Below are 19907 nucleotides of genomic sequence, written 5' to 3'. Positions count from 1 at the left end.
CTCTCGATGCAACGCACTGATGACACTCCCGAAGCGCGCGATGCCCTTGATGGGGATGCCTCACAGGACACGCCCCGCTGCGAGCTGGATCTTGACCAGTTCCTGCCCTATCGCCTCAACCGGCTGGCCGAGCGCACCAGTGAGGCGATGTTCGCCCGCTATGGCGAGCGCTTCGCAATCAATGTCGCCGAGTGGCGTCTGCTGGCCTGGTTGAGCCGAGGCGTGCCGATGACCGCGCGGGAAATCAGCCTGCGCACCCACATGGACAAGGTACGCGTCTCGCGCGCCGTCAAATCACTGGAGAGCCGTGAACTGATCCTGCGTCGCCCGAGCGAGCAGGACCAGCGTGCGCAGTTGCTTGTCCTGACCGCCGAGGGCGAGGCCATGCTCGCCGAGCTGATTCCCGAAGCGCGGCGTTTCGAGGATGAGCTGCTCGGCGCCGTCAATGCACGCCAATACCGTGATCTGCTGCTCACCATGCAGACTCTTGAGCGACAACTGGATCAACTGCCGGGCGGCGACTGAGGCAGGCATGCAAGGCGCTCATCAACTGAATGACAGGGGATTTCCTGGCCGCCATTTCGCATGATGTACAATCATGGTATAGGTTACGTACTGTTTTTAAGGAGCCTTGCCAGCATGCATCGCAAACCGCACCTGCCCAGCAAGCTGTGCCAGACCTGCCAGCGCCCCTTCACGTGGCGCAAGAAGTGGCAGGACTGTTGGGACGACGTACGCCATTGCAGTCAGCGCTGTCGTCGCAACGCACGCCAGCTGGCACGGGAGGCGCGCGATGACGTCCACTGATCCCTGGCTGGTATGGTTGAACGAGGACCTGCGCCTGGATGACAACCCGTTGTGGCAAGCCGCGCTCGAGGAGCAAGCCTCCCACCTGCTGGTCGTGCATGTGGTGGCGGAGACGACCTTTCAGCCCTTCGGCAGCGTCAGCCCCGGGGAGCCACGCCTGCAGCCGCTCAGCACGGGACGGCAACATGCCCTGCTCGGGAGCCTGGAATCGCTGCGCACACGACTTCAGGCGCTCGGCAGTGACCTGCTGATCCTCCACGGCGACGCGGCACAGCTGATTGGGCAACTGGCAAGGCAATATGGCTGCCGGGGCGTCATCACGCGCCGCGCCACGGGCGTGGTGGAACAACGCCAGCAACGCGCGGTGGCAAGCCAGTGTCGCCTGCGGCAATTGAACAGTGGTTTGCTGCTGGACGAAGACGAGCTGCCGGAACCACTCGCCGCGCTCCCCGAGAGCTTCAGTGCCTTCCGGCGCAAGCTGGAGAAGGCCCGCCCGAGTCTCACCGACATGCCTGCCCCGCTGGACGTACCATCCACGCTCCCCGGTTGGCCAGAGGCCGCCCCTCGAGGTTTTCAGGGCACGGCCAGGCACCTGCTCAAGGCTCGCCACTGGCAGGCCGACACCCGTGGCGAATACACCTTTGCCCCCGGAGAGCCCGCCGGCTTGCAGCGCCTGCAGGATTACCTGAGCCCGGCCTTCGCCGGCCAGTACAAGACCACCCGCAATCGTCTCAGCGGCGCGGATTTCTCGACCCGCTTCTCCGTGTGGCTGGCATTGGGCTGTCTGTCACCGCGGCGGATACTGGACGCGCTGCACCGCTTTCAGGCCACGCTGCCCGAGCACTGCGCGCATCCGCAGGCTGCCTTCAAGGACAGCGACTGGATCCGCGTCGAGCTTTTATGGCGCGAATACTTCCATTGGGATGCACGACGGCTGGGCAGGCACACCTTCACGGGCGAGTCCCCAGGCCACGACGCGGCTCGGCCGCGCAGCCATGCGCAGACGTCGGAAGCGCTTGAACGCTGGCAGGCCGGAATGACCGGGGTACCGTGGGTGGATGCCGGCATGCGCGAACTGGCGGCGACCGGCTGGCTGAGCAACCGCATGCGCCAGAACGTGGCGAGCTTTCTGGTCAAGGACCTTGGCGTGGACTGGCGCCAGGGAGCGGCCTGGTTCGAGCATCAGCTACTGGATCACGACGTCGCCTCCAACTGGGGAAACTGGCGCTATCTGGCGGGTATCGGACGCGATCCGCGCGGGGATCGCCACTTCAACATGATGAAGCAGGCACGCCAGCATGATCCTCTCGGTCATTACGTCAGCCGCTGGCTACCGGAGCTTGCGACACTGCCCGCCGGCATGCAGCGCCATGCGCCCTGGCTCGCCTGGTCAAGCAGCGCTGGCCGCAACGGATCAGCGGGAAGCTACCCGCGCCAGCCTCTCACGCATGTCGAGGGTTGGGAGGCCCATCTGGCCGACATCACACCGACACGCGTGACGCCCTGGCTGAGTGGCTCCTTCGAGCGAGGCTGATAACTTTGAACCACGAAGAGAGCGCCACAAAACGAGTGCAACGAAGAGGGTGCAACGAAGAGAAAGCAACGCAGGGGATTGCATGGCGCCTTGGCGCTAACTGACCGTCAGGGCTGCACTTTATGAGCCTTATTCACTATCATGGCCGCATTCCTCGCAGGAGTCGTCATGAATCAGCCGCTACCGCCACCACTGTCCACGCCGCACCGCAATCTCATTCGTCTGACCATCGCGCGCGGCATCACCTGGACCGGCTTTCTCATCCTGATCATCTTCGGGCTCGAGATCATCGGCTTTCAGCTCAATGTGCTGCCCGTCATCTCGATCATCATCGCGATGGGACTGGTCAATGTCGCGACCTGGTGGCGCCTCGGGCAGTCGCATCCCGTCACCGACACCGAGAACCTGATTCACCTGCTGGTGGATATCGCCGGTCTGACGATGCTGTTCTTCCATACCGGTGGCTCCACCAATCCCTTCGTGCCCTATTATCTGGTGCCGGTGACCATGGCGGCCGCAACGCTCCCTTGGCGCTACGCCTGGGTGATTGCCGCGGTCGGCATGGGCTGTTACAGCTTCCTGATGGTGTTCTATGAGCCGGTGCCGCAGCTGGCGACCTATGAGCTGGGTGGACGCATCAGCCTGCATGTCATCGGCATGTGGCTGAACTTCGGCCTGTCGGCGTCGCTGGTGACCTACTTCATCTACAAGATGGCCCATGCCCTGCGCACCCGGGATCAGGCGCTGTCCACCACGCGTGAGGCCGCCCTGCGCAGCGAGCAGGTATTGGCGGTGGCCAGCCAGGCCGCCGGCACTGCGCATGAGCTGGGCACACCGCTCTCCACCATGGCGGTGCTGTTGAGCGAGATGCGCGAGGATGCCAAGGACAGGAATGACCCTCAGCTGGAGGATGATCTTGCCCTGCTGCGCAGTCAGGTCGACACCTGCAAGCAACGCCTGCAGGCGATGGTGGCCGCGGCCGACCGCCGCCGCATGGAACAGCCTCAACCCATCAATGCTGCCCAGTGGCTGGAGGAAATCGTGCAGCGCTGGCTGGTGGTGCGCCCGGACGTGCAGCATAGCGTCGAGGTGACGCCCGGCGCTGAACAGGCCTCCATGCTGGTGGATACCACGCTTGAGCAGGCGCTGATGAACCTGCTCAACAATGCCGCCGACGCCTGCCCGGATGATATCGAGATCACCCTGGAGCAACGCGATCAGGAAGTGCTGATCGACATCCGCGATCATGGCGATGGTGTGCCCATGGCGGTGGCGGATCAGCTCGGCGAGACCTTCATCTCCACCAAATCCAAGGGCATGGGCATCGGCCTGTTCCTCACGCATGCCACCATCAATCGGTTCGGTGGCGGCGTCAGTCTGTACAACCACGAAGATGGCGGCACCTTGACGGAAGTGCGCCTCCCCCTTCATCTGACATGATGGCGGCAAAGACCGCCCAAGCGAGAACCCTGATGAGCGATGCAACCCGACTGCTGATCATCGACGATGATGAATTCTTCTGCCAGGTCACGGCGCGCGCCATGACGCGCCGCGGCTATGAAGTGGAAGTGGCCCGTGATGAAGCCCAGGCACTCAGCGTGGCACGCAGCCACCGCCCGGAGCTGATCACGTTGGACCTGAAGCTCGAGCAGAGCTCCGGCCTCAAGCTGCTGCCCGAGCTGATCGCCCTGCTGCCTGACACGCGTATCGTGGTGCTGACCGGGTATTCCAGCATCGCCACCGCGGTGGAAGCCATCAAGCTCGGCGCGGTCAACTACCTGTGCAAGCCCGCCGATGCCGACGAGATTCTCAACGCCTTCAACCGCGAAGGCGGCGACCCTGCCGCCGAGATCTCCGACAACCCGCCGTCGGTCAACCGCCTGACCTGGGAGCACATCCAGAAGGTGCTCAACGAGCACGATGGCAACATCTCCTCCACTGCCCGCGCCCTGGGCATGCACCGCCGTACCCTGCAACGCAAGCTGCAGAAGCGCCCGGTCAAGCGCTGAGACATCGGCTCTGCCGGCCAAGCAAAAGCCCTCACCATCCTCGCTCGCAAGCGCGAATCGATGGTGAGGGCTTCGTGTCTCTGCACTGACTGGAATGAGCCGTTGCTCAAGGGTACGCCGTTACTGCGCCGTCCACCCCAGGTCCATGTTGAAGCTGGAGCCGGTCACTGAGCCGGCCTTGTCGGAGGCCAGCCACACCGCCATGTCCGCCACTTCGGAGGGATCGATCATGTGCTTGATCGCCGCGCCCTTGAGCATGATCTTCTCGATCACTTCATCTTCAGGCATGTCATTGAGCTTGGCCTGCTCGGCGATCTGCTTGTCGACCAGCGGCGTGCGCACATAGGCCGGGCAGATGGCATTGGCGGTGATGCCGCTTTCGCCCCCTTCCAGCGCAGCGGTTCTGGTCAGCCCCATCAAGCCGTGCTTGGCGCTGACGTAGGCCGCCTTGCCCGGTGACGCGACATGGGCGTGAATGGACGCCATGTTGACGATGCGCCCATACCCATTCTTCTCCATGTGCGGCCAGGCCGCCTGGATCAGCGTGAATGGCGCACTCAGCATCAAGGCGATGATCTGATTCCACTTGGCTTCGGGGAAGTCCTTGATGCGCTCGACATGCTGAATGCCGGCATTGTTGACCAGAATATCGAGGCGCCCGAAACGGGACACGGCTTCTTCCACCGCCGCGCGACACTGCTCGGCATCCGTCAGGTCGGCCTTGAAGAAGGCAGCCCCTGCCTTGTCGGCGACTTCTGCCCCCTCATCACTGAAATCGACCGCCAGCACCTGATGCCCGGCATCGCACATCGCCTGCATGATGGCGGCGCCGATACCACTGGCGGTGCCGGTCACCAGTGCAACACGGACAGGGGAAGACTGTTGTTCACTCATGCAAATCTCCTGACAGAGGGGAATGTCATGCTGCTCTGCAACATATAATGAAGATAGCGCTAATCTAGCCGTCTTTGCCACCCGACCATCGCCGAGTTGCACTCCCCGCTGGCATTATCGAGCGCCAGCCAGCATCACAGCCGCATGATGCATTCGACGCAATCATTGGCCTACGCTGACGCAACCCGGCCGACAGGCGCTGTCCTGGACGTAACGCGAACCTGCTATGACGGGAAGTGAACCTGTACCAGCAGCCCCGGTGCCTGCGGCGTTCCCAAGGGGCTCTCCTTCAGCGCCAGCGCTGCGCCTAGTCGCTCGGCGAGCTCGCGCACGATGGAAAGGCCCAGCCCGGAACCTTGAGTCTTCTGGCCGGCCAGACGCACGAAGCGTTCAAAGACGCGCTCGCGTTCACGCAGCGGGATTCCGGGGCCCGTATCGGCCACTTCCATGCGCCATCCAGCGTCGTCACGGCGGATACCCAGGCGCACCTCTCCGCCTTCTGGCGTATAGCGCAGCGCATTGTCGAGCAGATTGCGCAGCAGCACGTAGAGGCCGTTCTCATGACTGACCAGCTGCGCGCCGGGTGCAACCTCGATATGCAGCTTGATGCCTCGCTGGCGTGCCATGGGGCCCAGGTCCCGCGCCAGCTCATGGGTCAGCTGGGCGAGATCGACTGGACGACGCGGTGCCTCTGCCCCGCTTTCCAGTCGTGACAGGGTCAACAGCTGCTCCACTACCCGCGTCATGCGATTGACGCCATCCACGATCATGCGTGCCGAGCGCCGCGAGGCCTCATCCCTGGCATCGGCCTCCAGATTCTGGGCATGCACCTTGATGCCCGCCAGGGGAGTCCGCAATTCATGGGCGGCATTGGCCGTGAAGCGCCGCTCCTTGTCCAGGGTGTCCGCCAGACGCGCCAGCAGTCCATTGAGAGCATCCACCATGCCACGTATCTCGTCCGGCGCCTCGCTGGCATCCAGCGGCTCAAGGTACCCGGGTTGACGGGCCGTGATCTGATGACTGAGGCGCAATACGGGACGAAAACCCCGCGAGACTGCCACACCGATCAGCAAGGCGATCACGAGCAACCCGACCACCAGCGCCAGCACGTTGTGCAACGCAATCTGGCCGGTCAGTTCATCGCGCACATCTTCACGCTGGGCCGCCGTGACCCAGATGCCACTCTCGGGGAAATACAGCGTGAAGGTGAACCAGTCATGGTGATTGTCATGCTGCCTGCCATAGCCGGGCACCGGCAGATAATCGAGCGCCACTGAGCGTGACGAGAGGCCAAGCAATGGCTGGCCCAGCGCATCCCACATCTGGAAGATCAGCTTGTCTTCATAGACATGTCCCAGCGGGGATTTCTCATGGCCATCGGCAAAGCTCAAGGAGGGCGGACGTAGGCTGAACTGGCCCGATGTCATCTGCTGCAACGCTTCCTGACGCGCGGCCGGTGTCAATGACGCGAGTCGGGACTGATAGAGTCGCCCCAGCATGCGCGCATTCTGAGCCAGCTCAGCATCGAACAGCTCATCAATCTGCTCGCGGGAATCGAAGTAGCTCCAGGCGGCGGCCGTCCCCAGCACGACCACGACGCCACCGATCAGGTTGCGCCGCAGGAAACTGCGGATGGATTTCACGTGAGTTCCCCCAGCCGATACCCCACGCCGCGCACGGTCTTGACCACCCCGGTGCCGAACTTGCGGCGCAGATGGTGCACATGTACCTCGATGACATTGCTCTCGACATCGCCATCCCAGCCATAGAGCTGCTCGACGAGCTGATCCCGGCTGAAGACACGACTGGGGTGCAGCAGCAGGAACTCCAGCAGATCAAACTCGCGCCGCCCCAGGCCGACCTCACTACCGGAGAGCGTGACAGTGCGGCCAGCCTGATCAATGCGCAACGGCCCCAGCTGCAGGCAACCGCTGGCCTGCCCGGCATGGCGCCTCACCAACGCACGCAGACGCGCCACCAGCTCGGCAATGTCGAACGGCTTGACCAGATAGTCGTCCGCGCCGCCGTCCAGACCACGTACCCGGTCGCTGATGTCATCACGTGCCGTCAGGATCAATACCGGCAACGTCTGGCCCTGACGGCGCAAGTGACTCAAGACCTGCAGACCGTCGAGATCCGGCAGGCCAAGGTCCAGCACCAGCACATCAAAGGGCGAATGCTTGAGCGTGGCGGCAACGTTGGCGCCCTCCTTCAACCATTCAGTGCTCATGCCCTCGCGGCGCAGGGTATGGCTGACCCCCTCGCCCAACAACGGATCATCTTCGACGAGCAGAACTCGCATCTGGACTCCTTGAAATCGTTCTGATTCTGCCATGTCATATCGGGACATGAGGGGACATGAGACAAGACGTCCGCCACCGAACGGTGACGGACGTTGCAAGCATACTGCGGGATAGCACATCGCCTGCGTCGATGGATCAGCCAGCCTTCACACACCGCTGCGTGCGCGACGCCCCTGGTGTCGAGCATGGCGCCACCTGGCCAGACGCGCCGTCAGCAGCATCCTCTGCTCGCGCAGCCCGAGCGCGCCACGCTCCAGCATGCGGCGCGGCCCGCCGATGACACGCCGCAGTGCCTCGCCCGCCATCAGCCAGCCATACGCGAGCGGGTGCCTGGCTCGCGCCAGACGCAGTCGGAAGATCAGCTTGCGCGCCTGACGCCCCACACTGACAGGATGATTGCCCTGATGACGCGCCAGGCGCATCAACAGAGGGTCCTCTTCACCGGTGATCAGCGCTGGGGTATGCAACCGGATACGAGAGTGCTTCGCTGTCGGCAGCGGAACGAAAAAGTCGCCGTCTGCCTGCACGATCAGCTCCAGCAGCGGGCGTCGGCTATCCGCCGAGCCATGCAGCTCAAGACACTCCAGTACCTTGGCGCGCACCTCGGCCGGCCATCCCCCACGCTCGACCACATGCCAGGCGCGGCCACTCTCCAGATGCCAGCGGCCATCGCCCGGCAGGCTCAGCAAGGTATCGGGGCGCTCCGAAGCCGGGATGTTGCGCAGTTGCGTGCATAGCGCGTCACCCCTCACATCTGCGTGCGTCAATGAGAGGCGGCGATGTTGCTGGCCACTCGGGGTGGGCAACAACCTGCACAGCAAGGCAAGGTCATCCCCCTCTCGCTCGACCAGAATCAATGCAGCCCCTGCCGCCGCCAGCTGCCAACAGAGCTCTCGACAACTGGAGGCCATCGGCGCCTCGACCAGTACACGATGCCCGGCAAGGCCAGCGGGCTTGAGATTTGCAGCGGTGCGGGCAAGACCAGTGCGTTCAAGAACTGTGCGTGCAAGAGAAGTGAACATGAGGGCTTTCCTTGGGTCGAGGCATTGCCAGACACAGAGGCGCGAGTGGATGACACGCCTTGTGGACCTGCATAGGAGCATGATCGATCAGCTCACTGACAGACATGTGGCAACGAGGTGACATTTCCACAAGACGTGCTGGCGATTCCCATGGCCAACACGCAAGCGCTGAGCTGAACCATGGAGTGATCACCAGCATGAATGGCTGCGCTTAACGCAAACTTAAGCTCTCACAAGACGATGCCACGATAGCGCCAGCCTTCCTGCTTCTTGCCCGCCGCTTGCTCACCTCCAGCTCGACTCTCCACCAATGCCCCTCATACTCAGAAGCCGAACAGCCTGACGATAGGCGGCACGATGAAGGCGGTCAGCAGACCGGTCAGCCCCATCGACATGCCAGCGAAGGCACCCGCCAGCGTGCTCACCGACGAGAAGCAGAAGGCGGTACCGATACCATGCGCTGACAAGCCCATGGTGAAGCCCTTGACGGTATCGTCTCGCGCCCCTGCCAGTCGCATGACAACGGGGCCTACCACACAACCCAGGGTGCCGGTCAGCAGTACCAGCCCTGCCGTCAGCGAGGGAATACCGCCCAGTTTTTCGGCGATCCCCATCGCGATCGGCGATGTGACGGATTTGGGTGCCAGGCTCAAGGCCACCTGGGTATGTGCCCCCAGTGCCAGCGCCAGACCCAGGGTGGTGGTCACGGCGGTGACGATACCGACGCAACAGGCCGTCAGCAGTGGCCACAGCATCTGCTTGACCCGATCGAGATGGTCAAACAGCGGTACCGCCAGCGCGACGGTGGCTGGCCCGAGCAGGAAGTGAATGAACTGGGCCCCTTCGAAGTAGGTGGGATAGTCGGTGTCCGTCAGCCACAGAAACCCGATGATCAGCGCGATGGAGACCAGTACCGGATGCGCCAGCGATGCGCCCCGGGCCAGACGATTGATCGCCGTCGCCAGCAGAAAGGCTACCAGCGTCAACAACAGATGCAGCAACGGAGAAGCGCTCAGGTACACCCACAGGGCGTCCAGCGGGGCCAGATTCATGAGGACACCTCATCGGCGCTGGGTGACTTTCCCCCTGCTCCACTCGGTGTCGCAGAACCTCGATCGATAAGACGTTGCAACAGCCACGCCGTGACGAACTGGGTGACCGCGATCGACGCGACCAGCGTGATGGCGATGGCGGTGAGATCGCGTGCGATGAGCTCGAAATGGACCATCACACCAACGCCCGCGGGCACGAACAGCAGCGACAGATGCGAGAGCAGGCCATTGCTGGCAAGCCTGAGACTGGCAGGCACGCGTTCCCGCAGCAGCGCACGGGCCAGCTGACGTTGACCGAGGTCTCGATCCGCATTCTCGTCAACACGCAGCACTCCTTCCCCCTCTCTGTCCGGGGCAGGCAACAACCGTTTGCGCAGCCGACCTCGCAACATCAACCCCAGCAACAGGAACAACATTCCCAGTACTGGCCCCGGCACCGGCAGACCCAGTGCACGGCCCATGACCTCACCCACGAATTGGCAAAACAGCAGAATACAAAACCCTTTGATCAATGCCGTCACTGTCGCCCTCCAAGATTGCATCAGCCTTGCAGGCCTCCGATCCTGACAATTATCTCATAGCTCTCAGGCAAGGTCAGACACCGTGCATTGGAAAATGGAATATCACGTCGATACCTCAAGAGTGTTTTCGACACTGAAATAACGCTCTAGCAACGCTGCGCCATGATAGCCTGCAGCCCTGAGAGACCTCACACCATCACTGACAGGGAAGGCAGTCACAAGATGCCAGATTCTCCCGGACTCGAAACTTCCATCATTCCCACTTGGATCAAGATGTTAAGGCTTGAAAAAAACCATCAAGCCTTGATGATTCTAGAGTTGGCAGCTGATCTGGCGGGCGCCCCGCTGGGGATAATCAATCTTCGCGATGGCGAGCAGCTCAAACGCTGGCTGAGCCTCGATGACAAAATGCATGAGCCATCCCTAATAGATGACACTCTCTGCGGCATTGCAGTACTCCAAGGAAAACCTCTCCTGACTTGCGATGCCAGCCAACAACCAGAGCTGAACATTACCCGCTCGGTATTTGCCGATGGCATTCGTTATTACATCGGTTTGCCACTCAAGTCAGACAATGGCGAAGTCATCGGCTGCATGAGCCTGTGTGACACTCTTCCCCATGAACAGTTGCCTTCCCCAAGAGTATTATCCCAACTTGGCAGACTTGCCGTTCTCGCGACTGAAGCCTTGAAACGCCAAGTGAATCAAAGTCAGCTCAATGCCGAATTCGAGGATAGCCAAACACGTGCCAGCTGGATCCTGCGCAGCATTACCGATGGCATCATCGAATGGAAAGCAGGCAACCAGAGACTGACTATTTCTCCTCGTCTGGAAAATCAATTGGGGTATGAGGCCGGCACACTCGACACCGGACTCGAGGCGCTACATGAAAGGGTCGCGCCTGGCATGCGTGGCGATTTCCAGGCATTGATCAGCTCCAAGCGATTGTGTGAGGCACCTTTCAATTGTGAGTTGCTGATCCGCACCCAGCAGGGTGACCATCGCTGGTTTGAGCTACGCGCTCAATTCGAGGTCAGGAACGGTGCGCCCTATCGCTTCATCGGGTCATTGCTGGACATCCATCAGCAGCATCTTGTCAAGGTCGCGCAGGCCGACAAGCTACGCCGCTATGAACGCCAGCAGATGGCACTGATTCAACTGGGCAACGCCCGCCATGACGAAAAAACTCAACTCGACAGCCTGCTGCCCTGGTTATGCGAGCAGGTAGCGGCGGGCCTCGAGATTCGCAAGGTCAGTTTCTGGTACATGAACGAGGCGCATGATTGCCTCTCACTTGCTCATGTACACGATGCATCATTGCCGCCCCCACATAATGCGACCCAGATCACCACACCGTCCTCCCTAAGCCGAGAACAGAACTCGATTTACTTCAGCGCTCTGGATGCGGGACATGCACTTGCGCTCGCAGATGTCACCAAGGCCAATCAGGAATTGCTGTTTGATGGCACCTTCCGCTGCAGCGTGAAAGCCATCATTGATAGCCCAATCCGTGTGGCGGGCCAGGTGGTGGCCGTCATCTGCTGCACCGAAAGCAATGCCCCGCGCGAATGGGCAGATGATGAGCAGGCGTTTCTGGCCTCCGTCGCTGACCACGTTTCGCAGCTCATGACCGAATTCGAACAACAGGCTGCTCAGCAACGCTTGAGAGCCAGTGAACGACGCTATCGGGCGACTTTTGAATACTCTGCGGTTGGCATGGCACATCTGAATGGCAGTGGCCAGCTGACAAGGGTCAATCAACGGCTTGAGAACATTTTAGGCTACCCCTCCAAAACCCTGTCTCAAAGCACCATCAGAGAATTGATCGAACCAGATGACCTGGACAGCTTCCTGAAGCAGCACCAGGCACTGATCGAACAGCGCAATGACTACTTCACTCAACAATGCCGCTTCATCCATGCCTCCGGCAACTCGGTACATGCAGAGGTCAGTGTCTCTGCGGTCGAGGCAACTCCAGACCAGGATGGCTACACGCTGCTGGCGCTGATCGACAATACGCTCAATCACACCATGTCACAGCGCATGATTCACGAGGCTAACCATGACAGTCTGACGGGCTTGCTAAATCGCGGTGCCTTCAAGCGTGAACTGACGACACTTTGTGATGATGCGCGCGCCACTCGCGCGCTGCATTGTCTCGCCTACATCGATCTGGACCAGTTCAAGGTCGTCAATGACACCTGTGGCCACTCGGCCGGCGATGCGCTATTGATCCAGCTGGTCGACGTCATTGCCACCGGCTTGCGCAAGCAGGATCGTCTCGCGCGCCTGGGAGGAGATGAATTCGGCTTGCTGATGCCCGACATGACGCTGGATGACGCCGAGGCGCTGCTTGAACAGATGCGCCAGTCCGTCACCAGCTTCCGATTCATGTGGGAAGACAAGCTGTTCACCATCAGCACCAGCATTGGGCTCGTGAGTATCGACAGTAACCACAACGATCCGCACCAGCTGCTGAGTGCCGCCGATGCTGCCTGCTATGAGGCCAAGGATGCCGGGCGCAACCGCATTCATCGCCACAGTGAATCCGGTGATGAGGTAGCACGGCGCATGCAGGAAATGCACTGGCTGACAGAAATCACCGCAGCCATCGAAGAACAGCGTCTGGTGCTTTACCAACAGCCGATTGTCAGCACCCTCGCCACTGCACAACCTGCCAGCGCAGAGCCTGGAAACGAGCCGCTCTGCGAGCTGAACTGCGAACTACATTACGAAGTGCTGGTGCGCTTGAAAGGCCGGGATGGCACCATCATTGCGCCGGGTGCCTTCCTGCCTGCGGCGGAGCGTTATGGCCTGTCAGCCGCCATCGATGAACATGTCATTCGCCAGTACCTGAGCTGGCTGGCAGCGCACCCTGCGCATGCCCAGCGACTGACCATGGTGTCACTCAATCTCTCCGGGCACTCCATCAGCAGCCCGAGCTTTCGCGACCTGTTGGTCACGCTGGTCCGCGACAGTGGCATCCCGGGTGACAAGCTGTGTTTCGAAATCACCGAATCCGTCGCCATCACGAGGCTGGGCGACGCTCGCGCCTTCTTCGAGGCACTCGGCGCACTCGGCTGCTCCTTCGCGCTGGATGACTTCGGGAGTGGCGTGTCGTCCTTTGGTTACCTGAAAAACCTGCCTGTCGACTTCCTGAAGATCGATGGCGCCTTCATTCGCGACATGGACACCAACCGCGTCTCCTACTCCATCGCCCGCGCCATTGCCGAGGTCGCGCGTGAAATGGGCATGAAGACCGTGGCGGAATTCGTGGGGAGTGCGCAAGTGCTCGCCTCCGTCGCCACCATCGGCGCCGACTATGTGCAGGGCTACGCGCTGGGCATGCCGGAGCCTCTCGAGACACTCGCCATCTGCTCCAATACCGATGATGGCGACGGCAAGGGGCATACTGACGACAAAGTCTCAAGCCCGATCTCACGGGTCAATGATGCTCGCGTGGCGCAGCCTCTTGCTCCTAAGGCTGGCTAAATCAGGGGCTTTCTGAGTCAAGGCGGAGCGCGGCATTTCCTCGAAACCACACAAAGCCCTCTCTTCAAAAGCCCTGCCTTCACAAGTCCGCTCTCCAGAACCAGGCCAGAGAAGCCCAGCCTCCGAGCGGCAAACGCCACTCATAGGCTGGGCTTCTGTTTTCTTATTCAGAATGCAGGGCGCAGGAGGAAGAATAGCGGTATCAGAAACCGGATTCGCGACGCCAGACCCCCACCACTTCACGCCAGGTTCGGCTCAACAGGCTGCGCGGCTCAGTCTCGACGTTGACCATGCCGCGCCGGCCGGGCATCGAGAGTACCAGCGCCTGCGAGAAGTCCACCGGCTCAAGCGTGACACGATAGAGGCTGCGCATCAGTTCCAGCTGCCCTTCCTCGCCCTCGCGAACCTTCAACTCCCCTCCGTAGGGCGCGGCCATTTCCGGCTGCTCAAGCACTGCGACTGCCTGAGGCTCGACGCTGACCACGCGCATTTCCAGCGGCTTGCCTACCGGCGCCAGCGGATAGAACCAGGCAGTGGCGCCTTCATCGACACGCAGCACCTCTTCCTCTTCCACCCAGGCCGTCAGGGTCACCTGCCGGGGATTGCGCAGCGTCATCACCCACTCCCCTTCACCGACCCAGCCCCCCTCTCGCAAGGCAGGGTTGAGCGAGTGCACCTTGCCGGCGAATGCCGCCTCCAGCTGACCGGTCGCCTGCTCGGCTTGCAGCGCGCTGACCCGTTGGCGCTGCACGTCAAGATCAGCCTGCACCACCGGACTATCCTGCAGCAGCCTGCGATCCAGACCACTGGCGGAGCGACGCCAGTCCAGCTGCTCCACGCGACGCTCGGCACTGGCAAGCCGCTGGGCGACTTCCGGGGCACTGATGGTCGCCAGCGATTGACCGGCGCTCACCTCGTCACCCTGGGCGACATCGAGACTCAGTCGGCCACCGAAGGGCGCTTCGAGACGAGCCGAGGGTTGCTCCAGCCACCCCGGCAGGCGCAGCTCGCTCTGCCAGGGCCAGACCAGCAAGGCCCCCAGCGCCACGACGATCATCCCGGTACGCAACAGAGCCAGATTGGCGCGTGGCTTGCGACCTTCACTGAACCAGCGCCGAATTTCATTCACGATTGGCCGCATGATGAAGTACCAGATCTCGACGGCGAACAGCACGATGCCGAGAAGCTTGAAGAAGAAGTGATAGACCGCCAGGGCGATCCCGAGAAACAGCAGCAGGCGATACACCCAAACGCCCACCGCGAACAGCACCAGGGCACGCTGCGGACGCTCAGGCGGCGCTTCCTTGAAGGCGAACAGCCATTCACGCAGCTGCCAACGCGCCAGCGCCTGGGAGCGCGGCTCAAGGTTGGGCTGTCGCCAGGCATCGGACAGCAGGTAATAGCCATCGAAACGCATCAGAGGATTGAAATTGACCAGCGCCGACATGATCCAGGTCGTCGTCGCCAGCCAGAAACACAGGGTGCGCGGCAGACCTTCCGGCAACAGATGCCAGCACAGTAACGCCAGTATCGCGATCGAGAGCTCGACCGCGACACCCGCGATATCGACGCCAACTCTGTCCCGGGCCTCGGTGAGTCGCCAGGCATCACTGGTATCGGTGTAGAGCACCGGCCAGCCGACGATGAAGGCCACCCCGATGGTCGGGACGCGCGCGCCCTTGGCCTTGGCAACGAAGGCGTGCCCCAGCTCGTGCAGTATCTTGACGAATACCAGCGCCAGCCCCAGCGTCAGCCAGCCGCCGACAGCGCCCAGTGCCGCGAAGCTCGCGATGAAGGTATCCAGCTGGCGTACCGTCAGCCATAGGCCCACCAGAAACAGGACCGCCAGGCTCCAGAAGAAGCCCCGGCTACCCAGCCAGCGTACCTTGTTGACGTGCCGGCTCAGCCAGCGATCCGGATTGGCCAGCGGAATGCGCACGAAGAGATAGTGATGCATCAACCATTTGAGCCCGGTGGGGCGCGACTCAAGACGGCGTTGGTAGCGTTCCTGCTGACCGGGATCCCCGCGCACCAGATCATGCTGACGCAGAAATTCCGACAGGGCGCGCAACTGCTCACCAGGTACTTCACGACCGAGACTGGCACTGGCCTGTTTGGCGGCTGCCGCTTCCTGACCACCGCGAATGAAGGGCAGCAATTCGATGGCAGCCTCGCCCAGCCGATAGAAACGCTGGGCGACCGGGTCATGCAGCAACCAGCGCCGCTTGCCATCGCGATCCTGCTCGACGGGGTGCAACTTGAGGTCTTCGCGCAGCACGGCCAACGGGGGAGTCTGTGAGATCATGCCTTACCACCCGGTCCAGCTGCGCAGCGTGGCCCACGGGCGACGGAACAGGTAATAACCCAGCGTGACCTGCTCCCCCTCTACCTTGGCCGTGCCCCGCCAGCCGACGCGCGGCAGATTCTCTGCATCGCTCAACACGGCGTGCGCGCGGTAGGCGAGCTCGCCATCCGGTGCCAGCTCGGCCCGATAATTGACGTGCGTCAGCCGTGCTTCACGAACCTGTGAGGGGTCCACATTCAAGAACAACGAGACCTCGGCGCCTTGCGGCAGCGGAATGTTGTCGGCACTCGGCAGCCAGATTTCCACCTCGGCACCCCGGGTGTCGGCCACTTCCAGCAGACGCTCGCCAAGCCTGACCGGACGCCCTGCCCAATCGCTGGTATCGCCGAGGATCGCGACACCCTCACGCGGCGCTTCGACGCGCACACGCGTCAGCTGTGTTTCAAGGAAATCGACGTCGGCACGCGCCTGATCCACCCGCGCCCTCAACAGCGGCACCTCGGCACTGGCCTCACGCTCGGTGAAGGAGCGCTGCCGGGCACGCGCATATTCCGCCTGTGCCACCGCCAGAGCCTGATTGGCTTCGGCCAGCCGCCCCTTGAGCTCGGCATCATCGAGACTCGCCAGCAACTGGCCCTTCTCCACCACCTGATTGGGCGCCACGGACAAGTCCTTGAGCACGCCATCCAGGGGTGAGCGGATGATACTGCTGACCTCCGGCACCACCTCCGCCTGCCCCAGCACGGAAAGGCGTACCGGCACCAACATCAGCAGACCGATCACCACCAAGGCCGCGCCCCACAGCAGGCGTTTGCCCACTGGCTGGCGCCTGCGACCCGAATGACGTGCCAGCACGTTCTCGGCACCTTGCACCCAATGGGTCAGCAGGCGTTGTTCGGCTTCATTCCAGGGTTTTTCGCGCAACAACAGCAAGCCACCCTCGATACGGCCTCGCCATACCATGGGCACCCAGAGTCCTTCACGCGGCCAATACTCACTCCAGTCTTCGGCAAGAGACGCATCGCGCTCCTTGAGGCGCTCCGGCGTCAGTGACATGACCTGCTCGGGCTTGAGTGCCCGGGAATCACCTGCCTTGTCGGAGACGACCTGACGATCGAGATCAAACGTCTTGATGACGCGTCTTACCCAGTGCAGATAGGGACTCTGCTGCTCGACATCCGTGGCGCCGGAGTGTGACGAGAGCTTGCCATTGCTGACCAGCAACATCTGGCGCGCGGGAAAGAGGTAGCCTGTGTCATTGACCAGCACATACTCTGCTTCCTTGCGCCCCTTGGCGCTCATCAAACGCTTCTGCAAGGTGATGAGGCCCGCCAGGCGATCTGTCGTGACATTGCCTGGCATTTCGACCCGCCGATTCATTGTGCCGCCTCTCCACTATCCACATCATCGAGGGTGGAAGGACTCAGAGAGGGGAAACGGACCTCACCACTCATGCCTGGCTTGATGCCGCCATCCGGCTTGGCATCCGGCCGCGCGATCACCTTGAGGGTCTGGCTGACCGGGTCAATGTTGTCGACGACGCGCACGATCTTGCCGGCAAGTTCCGCCCCCGTGGCATCTGCGGTGAAGGTCATCGGGGTGTCCGCGCCGACCTGCCCCAGCCACATGGCGGGAATGACGGCCTCGATCTCGAGCTCGTCGGAACTCACCAGCTCCAGCATCGGCTCGCCATTGGAGACGAACTGATGAGGATTGACCGCACGCGAGACCACTTCCGCATCGAAGGGCGCCGTGATGGTGCAATCGCTGAGATAGACATCCGACAGCTTGACCGAGGAACTGGCCTCATTGACCGCCGCTCGCGACAGATCCACGTCCAGCTGGCTGACATTGTCATAGCGTGCCAGCTGCTTGTTGACCTTGTACTGGGAGCTTGCACCAGACAGACGCGCACTCGCGACTGCCCGTTCCGCCTTCAGCGAACGGCAATCGAAGCGCACCAGCACATCGCCCTTGTTGACCTCTTCCCCGACACGCCGATTGACTTCCAGCAGGCGTCCCGACAGGGGCGCCGCCAGAATGGTGGAATTGACAGCACTGACCTGACCGCGAACGGTCGGTTGCTCCGCCCCGTGCGCGACATTCATCAGCCCGGGCAGCATGGCGACCAGCAGGGTTCCCCCCAACCTCGCCATGCGGCGATTGATACCTTTACCAGCGATCATCATCGTCAGCATCCCTGTTGAAATATGGCGGGAGGCTAGCTTACAGACTGGCCTGACCGTCCTGTGCTTGGGTTGTCTCGGGCTGGGCTTCCAGCCAGAGTGCCGGGTCCTGTAATGGCAGGCTGCCGCCTGACCACTGGCGGAAGGAGGCATCCAGGTTGCTGGCCAGCGTATCGACGTCGTAACGCTGATAATCCTCGGGGACCGGATTGAAGCCCAGGCTGAACAGGAAGCCACCATAGGCGTCCTGTGCATCGGCGTAGGCCAATGAATTGCTCAGCACGGAGTTCAAGGCCTTGGCCTGGTTGAGCAGGGATTGCGTCCCCGAGATCGCACGGCTTGCCCGCGCCTGCTTGCTGAAGTCCGCGATCTGCTCATCCAATGCCTGGAAGCGCTGCGCGATCGCCAGGCTATCCAAAGAGTTGTGGTACTGCTGCCAGCCCAGATTCACCCGTGCCAGCGTCGCCATGTTGCTGGCGAGACGGCGCGCTTCGACCATCTGGTCACGCGCTTCATTCTGGGCCTTGATCTCATCGATCGCGAGCAGACGGAAGATGTTCCAGCTGACCCGCACGCCCGCCTGTGCCCAGGTATCGTTGTACAGATAGCTGTTGCTGTCGTAATTGGCGCTGTAGGAAAACTCCAGCCCCGGCAATAGACGTAGCATGCTCTTGCGTGCTTCACGTTGTGCGATGCGCGCATTGTAGAGCTGGCCGACGTATTCCCCGCTATTGGCCAGCGCGACACGCTCCAGCACATCCAGATCATTGGAGGGCAACGGAGGAAGTTCCGGCAACTGGCTCGGCGCCTGCAAGGGGATCTCGACATTGGGGGCCTGATTGATCAGGCTCGCCAGTTCAATCTGGGAGGTCTCGACGGAACGCTGCAAGCTCTTGAGATTGCGCATGATGGAGAGCAGCTGTCGCTGCTCCTGCAGGACATCCAGCGGTGCCCTCAGGCGCTCGCGCTGGATCTGATCCAGCTGAGCCAGCGCCTGTTCAGTATCCACAAGCAAGGCATCGATACGCGGCTTCAGCTTCTGCGTTACCGCAGCCTTCCAGTAGGCGCTGCGCGTCTGCTGAAGCAGCTTGGCCATGATGTCACGTCGAGCATTCTTGACGATCAGGAAGCGGTCCGCTTCCTGCTTGGCCTTCAGGTAGCTGACACCGAAATCCAGCACGTTCCAGGAAAGACGCAGATCGGCATCGGTGCGGTCCTTGTCGACAGAGGTCGACTGGGCAAGGCTCTGCACGCCAGTGCGTACGTTCTCGCTCGAGGAGGCATCTTCATTGTTGCGGCTGGTGAAACCGGCGTTTGCCGCCAATACCGGCAGCATGTCCATCTTGGCCAGATTGAAGCTCTGCTCGGCCAACGCCTGCTCCATCAGCTTGACGCGATTGTCGAGGTTATACTTCAGCGCACGCGCCATCGCGTGATTGAGATCAAGTGGCTCGGTGATTTCAGGCGTCATCTGCTGAAAAAGCACCTCATCTCCCTGGATGGCGGCCGCGATATCCTGACGATCCAGAGGCTCCGGTTGCACTGTACCGCAAGCTGACAGCGCAACACCGGCCGCACTGATGGCTACCATAATGGCCAGTGTCTTGAGACGAACCCGCCCTCGTTGCTCTTTTTCCGGCAGCACTCGAGCCGATTCATTTGTCATATATCCTGTCATGATCTCGCCTCTGTCCCTTGATCCTGTCAGCCCACCTGCCGTTATCAGGCGGGCATCATGCATGTTATGAGTTCACTTTGACGCTATTGCGCGCCCAGTGCGGT

At 61.7% G+C, this 19907-nt stretch carries 16 protein-coding genes; 6 read left to right on the top strand and 10 right to left on the bottom strand.

All coding sequences use genetic code 11. The annotated features are described in order from the left end of the window. Positions 1-6: 6 nt before the first annotated feature. The 5 genes from ACJJV2_RS07140 to ACJJV2_RS07120 all read left to right on the top strand — a co-directional run bounded on the left by ACJJV2_RS07140 (position 7) and on the right by ACJJV2_RS07120 (position 4350). Positions 7-525 (top strand): MarR family winged helix-turn-helix transcriptional regulator, encoded by a 519-nt coding sequence (locus ACJJV2_RS07140; RefSeq protein ID WP_405279433.1) that lies wholly within the window; start codon positions 7-9, stop codon positions 523-525. 114 nt (positions 526-639) lie between these two features. Next, positions 640-807 carry a DUF2256 domain-containing protein gene (locus tag ACJJV2_RS07135; RefSeq protein ID WP_084589600.1) on the top strand — a complete coding sequence of 56 codons (168 nt, stop codon included), beginning with the start codon at positions 640-642 and terminating at the stop codon, positions 805-807. Further along, complete coding sequence (locus ACJJV2_RS07130; RefSeq protein ID WP_405279429.1) at positions 794-2341, top strand: DASH family cryptochrome; 1548 nt, start codon at positions 794-796, stop codon at positions 2339-2341. Before ACJJV2_RS07135 ends, ACJJV2_RS07130 begins: the two co-directional genes overlap by 14 nt. A gap of 168 nt (positions 2342-2509) precedes the next feature. Further along, positions 2510-3781: an ATP-binding protein gene (locus tag ACJJV2_RS07125; RefSeq protein ID WP_176677262.1), complete on the top strand. Its 1272-nt coding sequence runs from the start codon at positions 2510-2512 to the stop codon at positions 3779-3781. A 32-nt stretch (positions 3782-3813) separates the two neighbouring features. Beyond that, positions 3814-4350, top strand: a complete 537-nt coding sequence (locus tag ACJJV2_RS07120; RefSeq protein WP_043336058.1) for a response regulator transcription factor — start codon at positions 3814-3816, stop codon at positions 4348-4350. 120 nt (positions 4351-4470) lie between these two features. Here the strand turns inward: ACJJV2_RS07120 and ACJJV2_RS07115 are convergent, their stop codons facing one another. From ACJJV2_RS07115 to ACJJV2_RS07090, 6 genes are all read right to left on the bottom strand, one after another. Further along, positions 4471-5244 carry a 3-hydroxybutyrate dehydrogenase gene (locus ACJJV2_RS07115; RefSeq protein ID WP_248377924.1) on the bottom strand — a complete coding sequence of 258 codons (774 nt, stop codon included), beginning with the start codon at positions 5242-5244 and terminating at the stop codon, positions 4471-4473. A gap of 224 nt (positions 5245-5468) precedes the next feature. Then, a complete protein-coding gene (locus ACJJV2_RS07110) occupies positions 5469-6887 on the bottom strand; it encodes an ATP-binding protein (RefSeq protein WP_405279424.1) in 1419 nt (472 codons plus the stop codon). Next, positions 6884-7546, bottom strand: coding sequence for a response regulator (locus ACJJV2_RS07105; protein ID WP_215822920.1), 663 nt, complete (start codon positions 7544-7546; stop codon positions 6884-6886). The genes ACJJV2_RS07110 and ACJJV2_RS07105 overlap by 4 nt, the downstream gene beginning before the upstream one ends. A 147-nt stretch (positions 7547-7693) precedes the next feature. Continuing rightward, positions 7694-8569 (bottom strand): hypothetical protein, encoded by an 876-nt coding sequence (locus ACJJV2_RS07100; protein WP_405279420.1) that lies wholly within the window; start codon positions 8567-8569, stop codon positions 7694-7696. Positions 8570-8892: 323 nt separating this feature from the next. After that, entirely contained in the window at positions 8893-9621 is a 729-nt protein-coding gene (locus ACJJV2_RS07095) for an LrgB family protein (RefSeq protein WP_054557016.1), read from the bottom strand. Further along, positions 9618-10142 carry a CidA/LrgA family protein gene (locus tag ACJJV2_RS07090; RefSeq protein WP_405279417.1) on the bottom strand — a complete coding sequence of 175 codons (525 nt, stop codon included), beginning with the start codon at positions 10140-10142 and terminating at the stop codon, positions 9618-9620. Before ACJJV2_RS07090 ends, ACJJV2_RS07095 begins: the two co-directional genes overlap by 4 nt. Positions 10143-10364: 222 nt before the next feature. Here ACJJV2_RS07090 and ACJJV2_RS07085 point away from each other — a divergent pair, with 222 nt between their 5' ends. After that, positions 10365-13634, top strand: coding sequence for an EAL domain-containing protein (locus ACJJV2_RS07085; protein WP_405279414.1), 3270 nt, complete (start codon positions 10365-10367; stop codon positions 13632-13634). A gap of 202 nt (positions 13635-13836) precedes the next feature. Here the strand turns inward: ACJJV2_RS07085 and ACJJV2_RS07080 are convergent, their stop codons facing one another. The 4 genes from ACJJV2_RS07080 to ACJJV2_RS07065 all read right to left on the bottom strand — a co-directional run bounded on the left by ACJJV2_RS07080 (position 13837) and on the right by ACJJV2_RS07065 (position 19716). Further along, complete coding sequence (locus ACJJV2_RS07080; protein ID WP_405279412.1) at positions 13837-15939, bottom strand: HlyD family efflux transporter periplasmic adaptor subunit; 2103 nt, start codon at positions 15937-15939, stop codon at positions 13837-13839. 3 nt (positions 15940-15942) lie between these two features. Next, the gene (locus ACJJV2_RS07075; RefSeq protein ID WP_405279409.1) at positions 15943-17241 is read right to left on the bottom strand and encodes an efflux RND transporter periplasmic adaptor subunit; all 1299 of its coding nucleotides are present in this window, start codon (positions 17239-17241) and stop codon (positions 15943-15945) included. A gap of 74 nt (positions 17242-17315) precedes the next feature. Then, positions 17316-18128 (bottom strand): efflux RND transporter periplasmic adaptor subunit, encoded by an 813-nt coding sequence (locus ACJJV2_RS07070; RefSeq protein ID WP_405279407.1) that lies wholly within the window; start codon positions 18126-18128, stop codon positions 17316-17318. A gap of 37 nt (positions 18129-18165) precedes the next feature. Then, positions 18166-19716: a TolC family protein gene (locus tag ACJJV2_RS07065; protein WP_405279405.1), complete on the bottom strand. Its 1551-nt coding sequence runs from the start codon at positions 19714-19716 to the stop codon at positions 18166-18168. Positions 19717-19907 lie beyond the last annotated feature (191 nt).

The sequence above is a fragment of the Cobetia sp. Ld8 genome, assembly GCF_045066615.1.
In the GTDB taxonomy this organism is placed as follows: domain Bacteria; phylum Pseudomonadota; class Gammaproteobacteria; order Pseudomonadales; family Halomonadaceae; genus Cobetia; species Cobetia amphilecti.
Note: the sequence above shows the minus strand (reverse complement) of the source record. Positions and strands in the feature narration are given on the sequence as shown.

Bases quoted from the DNA above. Each gene is read 5' to 3' on its own strand.
- ACJJV2_RS07140 (WP_405279433.1), top strand. From the start codon at position 7: ATGCAACGCACTGATGACACTCCCGAAGCGCGCGATGCCCTTGATGGG.
- ACJJV2_RS07135 (WP_084589600.1), top strand. From the start codon at position 640: ATGCATCGCAAACCGCACCTGCCCAGCAAGCTGTGCCAGACCTGCCAG.
- ACJJV2_RS07130 (WP_405279429.1), top strand. From the start codon at position 794: ATGACGTCCACTGATCCCTGGCTGGTATGGTTGAACGAGGACCTGCGC.
- ACJJV2_RS07125 (WP_176677262.1), top strand. From the start codon at position 2,510: ATGAATCAGCCGCTACCGCCACCACTGTCCACGCCGCACCGCAATCTC.
- ACJJV2_RS07120 (WP_043336058.1), top strand. From the start codon at position 3,814: ATGAGCGATGCAACCCGACTGCTGATCATCGACGATGATGAATTCTTC.
- ACJJV2_RS07115 (WP_248377924.1), bottom strand. From the start codon at position 5,244: ATGAGTGAACAACAGTCTTCCCCTGTCCGTGTTGCACTGGTGACCGGC.
- ACJJV2_RS07105 (WP_215822920.1), bottom strand. From the start codon at position 7,546: ATGCGAGTTCTGCTCGTCGAAGATGATCCGTTGTTGGGCGAGGGGGTC.
- ACJJV2_RS07100 (WP_405279420.1), bottom strand. From the start codon at position 8,569: ATGTTCACTTCTCTTGCACGCACAGTTCTTGAACGCACTGGTCTTGCC.
- ACJJV2_RS07095 (WP_054557016.1), bottom strand. From the start codon at position 9,621: ATGAATCTGGCCCCGCTGGACGCCCTGTGGGTGTACCTGAGCGCTTCT.
- ACJJV2_RS07085 (WP_405279414.1), top strand. From the start codon at position 10,365: ATGCCAGATTCTCCCGGACTCGAAACTTCCATCATTCCCACTTGGATC.
- ACJJV2_RS07080 (WP_405279412.1), bottom strand. From the start codon at position 15,939: ATGATCTCACAGACTCCCCCGTTGGCCGTGCTGCGCGAAGACCTCAAG.
- ACJJV2_RS07075 (WP_405279409.1), bottom strand. From the start codon at position 17,241: ATGAGCGCCAAGGGGCGCAAGGAAGCAGAGTATGTGCTGGTCAATGAC.
- ACJJV2_RS07070 (WP_405279407.1), bottom strand. From the start codon at position 18,128: ATGATGATCGCTGGTAAAGGTATCAATCGCCGCATGGCGAGGTTGGGG.
- ACJJV2_RS07065 (WP_405279405.1), bottom strand. From the start codon at position 19,716: ATGGTAGCCATCAGTGCGGCCGGTGTTGCGCTGTCAGCTTGCGGTACA.